A 9,489-nucleotide genomic window follows, 5' to 3' on the forward strand; every position below is an offset into this window, starting at 1 on the left:
CCGCTCCTAGCGCTTCTTGTTCGTCTTGCGGCGGCGGACGATGTACTTGTTGCTGGCCTTCTTCGGCGAGCGCGTACGGCCCTCCTTCTGACCCCACGGCGAGACCGGGTGGCGACCACCGGAGGTCTTGCCCTCACCACCACCGTGCGGGTGGTCGACGGGGTTCATGACCACACCACGAACGGTCGGGCGGACGCCCTTCCAGCGCATGCGGCCGGCCTTGCCCCAGTTGATGTTCGACTGCTCGGCGTTGCCGACCTCGCCGACGGTGGCGCGGCAGCGGACGTCGACCAGGCGGATCTCACCGGACGGCATGCGCAGGTGGGCCATGGAGCCCTCCTTCGCCAGCAGCTGCACGGAGGCACCCGCGGAGCGGGCGAACTTCGCGCCGCCACCGGGCCGCAGCTCGATGGCGTGGAGCGTGGTACCAACCGGGATGTTGCGCAGCGCGAGGTTGTTACCGGGCTTGATGTCGGCGCCGGGGCCGTTCTCGATCCGGTCGCCCTGCGTCAGGCCGCGCGGCGCGAGGATGTAGCGCTTCTCGCCGTCGGCGTAGTGCAGCAGCGCGATGCGCGCGGTGCGGTTGGGGTCGTATTCGATGTGCGCGACCTTCGCCGGGACGCCGTCCTTGTCGTGACGGCGGAAGTCGATCACGCGGTACGCACGCTTGTGACCGCCACCCTGGTGGCGGACCGTGATGCGGCCGGCGTTGTTACGACCACCCTTGCTGTGCAGCGGGCGGACCAGCGACTTCTCCGGCGTGGACCGCGTGATCTCGACGAAGTCGGCGACGCTGGAGCCACGACGGCCCGGGGTCGTCGGCTTGTACTTGCGGATACCCATTTCTCAGTCCTCGGAAGATTCCGGACTTCTGGACGTTCCGATCCCCGTTAGGAGACCGGGCCGCCGAAGATGTCGATGCGGTCGCCCTCGGCGAGGGTCACGATGGCGCGCTTGGTGTCCTTGCGCTTGCCGTAGCCGGTGCGGGTGCGCTTGCGCTTGCCCTGCCGGTTGATCGTGTTGACCCCGGTGACCTTGACCGAGAAGACCGCCTCGACGGCCTGCTTGATCTGGGTCTTGTTCGCGCGCGGGTCGACGATGAACGTGTACTTGTTCTCGTCCAGCAGCGCGTAGCTCTTCTCCGAGACCACCGGCTTGACGAGGACGTCGCGGGGGTCGGTGAAGGTCTTGCTGGTGACAGCGGTCGCCTCACTCATCAGGCGGCGCTCCCTTCGGTCTTCTCAGCGGCCTTGGGACCAGCCACGAAGGACTCGAAGGCGGCCTTGGTGAAGACCACGTCGTCGGAGACGAGCACGTCGTACGTGTTCAGCTGGCCCGGCTCCAGGATGTGCACCTGGGGCAGGTTGCGGGCGGACAGCCACGCGGCCTCGTCGCTCCGCTCGGCGATCAGGAGCACGTTCTTGCGCTCACTGATCCTGCCCAGCAGGGTCTTCGCGGCCTTGGTGGAGATCTCACCGTCGACCACGCCGGTCACGACGTGAATGCGCTCGTGACGCGCCCGGTCGGAGAGGGCGCCGCGCAGCGCGGCGGCCTTCATCTTCTTCGGGGTGCGCTGGCTGTAGTCGCGCGGCACGGGGCCGTGCACGACGCCACCGCCGGCGAACTGCGGCGCGCGGGTCGAACCCTGGCGCGCGCGGCCGGTGCCCTTCTGGCGGTACGGCTTCTTGCCACCGCCGCGGACCTCACCACGGGTCTTGGTCTTGTGCGTGCCCTGTCGGGCAGCGGCCAGCTGGGCGACGACGACCTGGTGGATCAGCGGAACGCTGACCTGCGCGTCGAAGATCTCCGCGGGGAGCTCGACGGACCCGGCCTTGTCGCCTGCCGGCGAAAGGATGTCAATGGTGCTCATCGGTTACCTCAGGCCCCCTTGGCCGCGGTACGGACCAGGACGAGGCCGCCGTTCGGACCAGGAACCGCTCCCTTGATCAGGAGCAGACCCTTCTCCGCGTCAACGGCGTGGACGGTCAGGTTCTGGGTGGTGACCCGCTCATTGCCCATGCGGCCGGCCATGCGCAGGCCCTTGAACACGCGGCCCGGGGTGGCGCAGCCACCGATGGAGCCCGGCGAGCGGTGCTTGCGCTGGGTGCCGTGGCCGGCGCCGAGGCCGCCGAAGCCGTGGCGCTTCATGACACCGGCGGTGCCCTTGCCCTTGCTGGTGCCGGTCACGTCGACCTTGACACCGGACTCGAACACCTCGGCCGTGACCTCCTGGCCGAGCGTGTACTCACCGGCGTCGGCGGTACGCAGCTCCACCAGGTGGCGGCGCGGGGTCACATCCGCCTTGGCGAAGTGGCCCTTGAGCGGCTTGTTCACCTTGCGCGGGTCGATCTCGCCGAAGGCGATCTGGACGGCGCTGTAGCCGTCCGCGTCATCGGTGCGGACCTGGGTCACGACGCAGGGACCGGCCTTGACGACGGTGACCGGGACGACGCGGTTGTTCTCGTCCCACACCTGCGTCATGCCGAGCTTCTCGCCCAGGACGCCCTTGATCTGCTTAGCCATCTCGCGCGTCACCTCAGAGCTTGATCTCGATGTCGACGCCGGCCGGCAGGTCGAGACGCATCAGCGAGTCAACCGTCTTCGGCGTGGGGTCGAGGATGTCGATGAGGCGCTTGTGCGTACGCATCTCGAAGTGCTCGCGCGAGTCCTTGTACTTGTGCGGCGACTTGATGACGCAGTACACGTTCTTCTCTGTGGGCAGCGGCACCGGGCCCGCGACCGACGCACCAGTCCGGGTCACCGTCTCGACGATCTTCTTCGCCGAGGAGTCGATGACCTCGTGGTCGTAAGCCTTGAGCCGGATGCGGATCTTCTGTCCCGCCATGGCTACTTCGTAGTCCTGTCTCTCGTAACGCTCTGGGACCCGATGGCGTTCGTGTCCTCCTCCACCTCACTCCCGACCCACGCGGTCGGGCGTGTCGCAACCCCTCCCGTAAATCTCCGCACGGAGATCCCTGATGAAGGGGGTTGCTGGGGGAGAAATTCACCCACCGGGCGCCTGGCTGGGGCCCCGCTGACGCTTCCCGGAAGATTCCCGTACTTCCGCCCCTGATCAGGGGCGACGAGTACTGTGGGACTCGCTTCCGGTCCTCCCGGCGGGAGGCGCGCAGCATCGGCACTCAACCGAGCAACCTGGTCAGTGTGCCATAGCGGCTGCTCCGGACGCCAATCAGGGGCCCGGAAGCGTACCCCGCGCGGGGCGCACTTCAAACTCGGCGCGCACCGGGGGGGGCGGCACAGTGGCACGTGCGACTGTGCTGTCCAATGTGACCCCGCGCGCAACAGGGGCACAAGCCCCAACCGGTCACCCTCCCCACACGTCTCTCCAGGGGAACACACGACACACTCGCACTCCGGAGCACCGACGGCTCACGCGGCATGCGCACGCGGCCGATTCACCCGCCCCGCTGACACCCCCTGGAAGCGCCCCCATGACCTCCACCGCGCAGGCCCCCGGCCCATCCACCTCACCACCGAGACGACGGGGGCGCACCACCCGGAGCGCCCGCCCCCGGAACGTGGTGGTGGCACTGGCCGCCGGTGCGGCCCTGATCGCCGGGGTCGTGTTCGCGTTACGCGGCGACGGCGGCGGTAAGGGCGCGGCCCGCGCCACGGCCCCGGCGGCCCCGCCGCCCGACGCCATCTCGGCCACCTCCAGACCCCCTCGCCCGGGCTCCCCCACCACCGCGACCGGCGAGTTCGACACCGCGCGGTCCTCCGGCGCGGTGATCGGCAAGGGAAGCGATCCGCGGCGGTTCAAGGTCATGGTGGAGAAGGGCACCGGCATCAACGCGAAGCGGGCCGCGGCCGAAATCTCGGCAATCCTCGCCGACAAGCGCGGCTGGACCAACGACGGCGAGCACTCCTTCCAGCTGGTCGCCGACGGCCCCTCCGACTTCGAGGTGAAGATCGCCACCCCGGACACGGTCGACGAGATCTGCGGCGCCGTGGGCCTGGACACCCATGGCGAGGTCAACTGCGACGCCGGCAGCCAGATCATGGTGAACCTCAAACGCTGGAACACCGGCTCACCGGAGTTCTCCGGCCCCATCGGCGGCTACCGGGCGCTGATCATCAACCACGAGGTCGGCCACCGCATCGGCCACGGCCACGAGACCTGCCCCGGGAAGGACAGACGGGCGCCGGTGATGATGCAGCAGATATACGGGCTCAAGGGCTGTGTCGCGAACGAGTGGCCCTACGACGCGGAGGGCAGGTACATCGGGGGCCCGGCGGTGTCATGACGACTACATGTGATCGATCTGGGTCAGGTCGATGTCGATCATGAAGGGGACGGTCAGCTTCAGCCGCTCGTGATAGATGCCGGTGTTCGTGTAGGAGTTGGTCACCGGGTCCAGCTCATAGGTGTGCACGGCCGGGCGATCGTTCTCCCCCGCCATCTCGACCAGCCAGAAGTGGGGAATGCCCGCGGCGGCGTACTTGAGGGGCTTGGTCTCGCGGTCCCGCTCCTCGGAATCCGGCGAGACGACTTCCACAGCGAGCACCACGTCGGCCGCTTCGTACCGAGTCTGCCGCCGACTCTGCTCCGCCTCCGCGCGCACCACCAGAAGATCGGGCTCCGGGGCGTGCGGGACCCCCGCGTGGAGCGGCTGCCGAGCGTCCGCCCGAAAGACGGCGTGAGCGACCCCGGCGAAAACGGCCACGGGCTCCTGCTCGTCGAGGAACTGGCGGACCCCTGCGGGAGCTGGAGCAGCACGGGTACCTCGAGCGGGTCCGGGAGCGTACGCCCGAGGGGCGAATCCTCACCCGGACGTTCTCGTACAACGCCCCGGAGATCACCCGCGCCCGCCGCCGCGCCGGGGAGCCCCGGCCGACGCCGTCCCGCCCGCACCGCCCGTCCAGTCCCCGCCGCCCCCGGCGCCCGTACCGGTCCGGACTCCCGCGCCGCGACGTCACTCCTCGCGGAGCTGCGCCGCGACGACGACCGCTTACTCCTGCCGAAGCGGGACGTGCGCCGCCTCGCCCCCGCCGTCACCACCTGGCTGGAGCGGGGCACCACCCCCGAGGCCGTACGCCGCACCCTGGGCGGGAACCTCCCGCCCGACCTGCGTCACCCGGCCGCCCTGCTCGCCCATCGCCGAAGCCCGGCCTCTGCCGGGACTGCCAAGAACCCGAGCAGGGGGACACGCCCACCGCCGCCTGAAGGAATCGCCCAGCAAGGTGCGTCTCGGAGTACGAGTACGACACCGTCTCGCGCCTTCGGCGCATGTGAGCATGGGTCCGGGGGATGGGGGGCGAGCGCCGCCGCCGACTGCCGGGCCGGTTGGGTGTTGAGGCCGTGGCGGCTCGGCGACGCGGGAGCGACGTCCGATCTGGAGTCCGGTGGATCCGGGGCGGCCCCTCCGGATACCCCCCTCGAAAACGCTTGATCTAACGCAACTAATTTATCAAACAGTTTCCAGGGGTACCCCCACCCCGGCAGTCCGGCGACGGCCCCGCCCTCCCCGGCGCGGATGCCGCCACCGGCACCCGCTGCGACCGGCCCGGCGCCCGGCGACGCGGCCCGCGCCCCCACTCCCTGCTCCGCTGCTCAATGGCGCCGAAGGCGCGAAACGAACCCCGCGCCCGGCCACCGGCACCCACTCCGGCCCCGGCCCCGCTCGCCCAGGGCCCCAGCCCGAACCGCCCGGCTCGCTAGCATGGTTTTGCAGGCTTCCCGTTGCCCGGCGCGGCCGCCGGCCGAGAGAGGAGCGAGCGCCATGACGATCGCCCCGGATCACGCTGACCGTGACGCCCTCCGCTATCAGTCGATGCGGGACATCGTCGAGCTCCACAGCTCGGCATCCCCGTGTATGTGATCTTCGATCCCCGAACGGGCGAGGGCTCCGTGCTGTCCGACATCCACCGCACCCCGCACGGTCCTCGCTACGCGACCCGAAAGGACTTCGTCTACGGGGAGGACATCACGATCGGCGAGTGGACCGTCTCGACCGAGAACCTGCCGCACTACACATAGGGAGCACCGCCCTCGGGAGGCATGCTGGTGCGGCGGACCGGGCCCACGGTAGGTTCGGCGCGCCAGGTCGCCGGGACGAGGGGGGATCGGGATGGCCGGGGTGCCGCTGCGGGTGGAGATCTTACGGGCGGGCGAGGAGCATGTGGAGCAGATCGCCCGGCTCGCCGAGTCACGGAGTCTGAACGGGCCGGACGGCGCCCAGGGGACGGTGGAGGGGGGCTTCCTGGTCTCGGCGTACACCGAGGCCGACTACCGCGCCCGGCTGGAGAGCGCCGAGCACTTCTACGTGGCGGTCAAGGGCGGGCATGCGCTGGCGTTCCTGCTGGCCTACAGCTCCGCCCAGGTCGAGCCGGACGAATGGCTGAACCGCCGGATCAAGACGGCGCTCGGCAACTTCCTGGTGATCAAGCAGATCTGTGTGGCCCGTGAGGCGGCGCGGAGCGGCATCGCCTCGATGCTCTACTACCACGTCCTCGACCAGTGGGACGAGAGCCCCGTGATCGCCGCCGTGGTCAACGATCCCCCCAACGACGCGTCCGCCCACTTCCACCACAAGCTCGGCTTCCAGGAGCTGACCCGGCTGACCCCGCCCGACGGGCTGCCCCGGGTGGTGTGGGTGTGGCGCAAACCGCGTGAGGCGATGCTGCACGCGCAGTACGGGATCGCGGTGGACCTCTACAAGCACGAGGACAACCTCAACTGGCAGAAGCTGAACAACTTCTTCTACATCACCGCGGGCCTCGCGGCCGCCACCGCCTTCTGCCTGGGCAAGGAGGGCGCGGGCGGCTCCCTCGGCAAGGGGCTGGCGATGATCATCGCGGTCATCGGCGTCGGAGTGTCGCTGGGCTTCTCGCTGATGCTGCGGTTCGGGCGGCAGTACCTCCTGGCGCGCAAGGAGGCCGTGATCGAGCTCGAGGAGTACATGGCCTGGCACGGCGGCGAGCGGATCGTGAACCGCCGCACCGACGACCCCGGCGCCACCTATCTGAAGGTGTCCCCGACCGGCGCGATCATGATGCTGCTGCCGGTGCTGGTCGCGGCCTGCTGGCTCGCGGTGCTCGGGGTGCTGATCGCCGACTGACGTGGCCGAAAGGGCCGGCCCCGGCGGGATGCGTCGGCCCCGTGACGGCGATGTGCCCAATCTGTGACCGACACCTCCCGGCCATCGGACAACCTGTCAAGATCACCAACCGTCCCTTCACTCGGAGCAGCCGGAGACTACGCGCTGCCGAAGTGACAGGGTCACCAAATTGAACAGTCGATGGACATCGCGGGGGACGCGGACCACCCGCAGGCAGACGCTCGCCGCGCTGGCGGCGCTCACCGCCGGGGGAGCCGTGGGGGTTGCCGGGGTCACCGGGATCGCCGGATGCGGGGCCGGACATTCGCGAGGCGCGGCGGCCGGGCCGGCGCGGGCCAGTGAGCCCGGGGCGGCGGAGCCGTTCACCTCGACGGTGGGCGACAAGCGGGCGCTGCTGCTGCAGATCATGGCGCACCCCGACGACGATCTGTACTTCATGAACCCGGACGCCGAGCATGTGCTGCGCTCCGGAGTCCCGGTGGTGAGCGTGTACGTCACGGCCGGTGAGGCCCGGGGGATCAACCATCAGGCGGGGACGCCGATCCCGGACGCCGACAAGGCCGCGTACTCCGCCTCCCGCCACCAGGGGCTGCGGCAGGCGTACGCGCAGATGATGGGGCTGAACCAGTTCGCGCCCTGGCAGCGGTCGGTGCTGCGGCTGCCCGGCGGGGTCACGGCGGAGACCAACACCCTCGCGAACGGCGCCCGCGGCGCCCGGCTGATCTTCCTCAACATCGCGATGCTGTCGGACGGCGGCGTACGGATCCCCGCGCTGTGGGACACCCCGGGCACCGTGATGCGCACCCTCCTGGCCACCGGTTCCCCGGTGGCGCACCCCAGTTCGTACGGCCATCGGACGCTGGTCGACGTGCTCGCCGGGATCATGGACCGCTATCGGCCCACGCTGATCCACACACTGGACCCGGACCCCGACTTCCAGGTGCACGACGTGCTGCACCCCAAGGACAACGATCAGCCGGGCTGCTCGGACCACCGCGACCACACCCCGGTCGCGCTGTTCACCTGGAAGGCGATCGCCCAGTGGGTGACCGCGTCCACACAGCGCGACGAGCGCGCCCCGCGCTTCACCACCACCGCGTTCCGCGGCTACTACAACCAGCGCTGGCCGCACAATCTGCCGCCCGCGGTGCTCGCCCAGAAGGCCCGGGCGATCAAGTCCTACGGCGGTGCGCCGGACTGGGACTGCGGCAACGCGGCGGGCTGCGGCGACTACAGCCAGGGCGGGGTGCGCCCGCTGCGGAACCGCAAGGGCTGGATCCGCTCCACCCACTACCGCTACCCCGCCTCGCTGCCCGCCCCCACCACGGACGCCCAGGGGCGGCTCGTGGCGTACGGCGTGCTCGGCGCCCAGGCCGTGCGGTGGCGCGAGACGGCGGCCGGCAGCGGACGGTTCGGGGCGCCTCAGGGGCTCGGCGGCGGACCGCTCGCCCCGGCGCTCGCCGCGGTGCGGGACAGCGCTGGGCGGCAGGTGCTGTTCGCCCTGCGGTTCGCGGCGCTGGCGGGGCAGGGCGCGGCCGACCTCCGCGAGATCGTGGTGCTGGAGCAGCGCCGCCCGGACGGCCCGTTCCGCCCCTGGACCGGGCTCGGCACCCCTGAGAGCGACCCCGAGCACGGCCGCCGGGTCGGCTGCCCGGCGGCGGTCGCCACCCCGGACGGCCGGGTGCACCTCTTCGTACGGACCGCGGACAAGAGCCTGGCCACCCGGGTACGGGACGCCAGCGGCCACTGGGGTCCCTGGCAGCGGCTCGGCGGCGCCGAGATCCAGGACGGGCTGACCGCGCTGCTGGACGCGGACGGGCAGGTCCATGTCCTCGCCCCCGGCCGCGACACCGTCCACCACTGGGCGCAGGAGTGGGCCGGCGGCCCGGTCGCCCTGCGCCCGCCGTCCGGTCTGCCGCGCCCCGGCGGGGATCCGCTGGGTGCCGCGGTGGCCCCCGACGGCACGCTCGCGCTGATCTACCGCACCCCCACGGCCACCGTGCCCGCCGTCCACGGCGACACCTCCCTCACGGTGCGGCACTTCGAGGGCTACGGGGCGATCGCCGCCCACACCGTGGCCGAACCGTCCGGCCGCCACGAGGCGAAGACGCTGCTGCTGGCCGGGCGCGACCTGGGCGGGGAGGTCCAGGTCCAGTACGGCACCGGCCCGGACGCCAAACCGCTGCGCTCCCCCGGCCATCTGACCCCGGTCGGTGCCCCGGCCCTCCTGGCGGACGACGGCCACCAGGGCGTCTGCGTGGTGGGCCTGTCCGCCGACGCCACCCCCTGGATCTGGCGCCCCCGCCCCACGAAACGGGCCTGACGGCCCGGCCCACCACCGGGTGAGGCGGGGCCGGGGGCACCGTCCCCGGCCCCGCGTCATCCGGCCCACGCCCCGCGCCATACATCC

8 protein-coding genes and 2 pseudogenes are annotated in these 9,489 nt (G+C 71.0%); 4 read left to right on the top strand and 6 right to left on the bottom strand.

The features are described 5' to 3' along the window. Positions 1-6: 6 nt before the first annotated feature. From rplB to rpsJ, 5 genes are read right to left on the bottom strand one after another with little or no spacing between them, the layout of a single operon-like run. Positions 7-843: a 50S ribosomal protein L2 gene (gene rplB / locus LIV37_RS21715; protein WP_020869259.1), complete on the bottom strand. Its 837-nt coding sequence runs from the start codon at positions 841-843 to the stop codon at positions 7-9. 47 nt (positions 844-890) lie between these two features. Continuing rightward, positions 891-1,217 (bottom strand): 50S ribosomal protein L23, encoded by a 327-nt coding sequence (rplW, locus tag LIV37_RS21720; protein ID WP_020869260.1) that lies wholly within the window; start codon positions 1,215-1,217, stop codon positions 891-893. Further along, a complete protein-coding gene (gene rplD, locus LIV37_RS21725; protein ID WP_020869261.1) occupies positions 1,217-1,870 on the bottom strand; it encodes a 50S ribosomal protein L4 in 654 nt (217 codons plus the stop codon). Before rplD ends, rplW begins: the two co-directional genes overlap by 1 nt. Positions 1,871-1,878: 8 nt before the next feature. Beyond that, a complete protein-coding gene (rplC, locus tag LIV37_RS21730) occupies positions 1,879-2,523 on the bottom strand; it encodes a 50S ribosomal protein L3 (protein ID WP_020869262.1) in 645 nt (214 codons plus the stop codon). 13 nt (positions 2,524-2,536) lie between these two features. After that, positions 2,537-2,845 (bottom strand): 30S ribosomal protein S10, encoded by a 309-nt coding sequence (gene rpsJ / locus LIV37_RS21735; protein WP_003948644.1) that lies wholly within the window; start codon positions 2,843-2,845, stop codon positions 2,537-2,539. A gap of 607 nt (positions 2,846-3,452) precedes the next feature. Between rpsJ and LIV37_RS21740 the strand changes: the two genes are divergently transcribed. Beyond that, positions 3,453-4,265: a DUF3152 domain-containing protein gene (locus LIV37_RS21740; protein WP_121824658.1), complete on the top strand. Its 813-nt coding sequence runs from the start codon at positions 3,453-3,455 to the stop codon at positions 4,263-4,265. Positions 4,266-4,268: 3 nt separating this feature from the next. Here LIV37_RS21740 and LIV37_RS21745 read toward each other — a convergent pair. After that, a pseudogene (locus tag LIV37_RS21745) lies at positions 4,269-4,610 on the bottom strand (Uma2 family endonuclease); the annotation flags it as partial. 1,193 nt (positions 4,611-5,803) lie between these two features. On the opposite strand from LIV37_RS21745, the pseudogene LIV37_RS21750 reads away from it, so the two are divergent. From LIV37_RS21750 to LIV37_RS21760, 3 genes and pseudogenes are all read left to right on the top strand, one after another. Beyond that, positions 5,804-5,998: pseudogene (locus LIV37_RS21750) on the top strand (Uma2 family endonuclease); the annotation flags it as partial. 91 nt (positions 5,999-6,089) lie between these two features. Next, positions 6,090-7,079 carry a GNAT family N-acetyltransferase gene (locus LIV37_RS21755; RefSeq protein ID WP_020869268.1) on the top strand — a complete coding sequence of 330 codons (990 nt, stop codon included), beginning with the start codon at positions 6,090-6,092 and terminating at the stop codon, positions 7,077-7,079. A gap of 169 nt (positions 7,080-7,248) precedes the next feature. Next, positions 7,249-9,402 (top strand): PIG-L family deacetylase, encoded by a 2,154-nt coding sequence (locus tag LIV37_RS21760; protein ID WP_121824657.1) that lies wholly within the window; start codon positions 7,249-7,251, stop codon positions 9,400-9,402. The last annotated feature ends 87 nt before the right edge of the window (positions 9,403-9,489 follow it).

Origin of the sequence: Streptomyces rapamycinicus NRRL 5491 (genome assembly GCF_024298965.1) — a bacterium.
Classification (GTDB): domain Bacteria; phylum Actinomycetota; class Actinomycetes; order Streptomycetales; family Streptomycetaceae; genus Streptomyces; species Streptomyces rapamycinicus.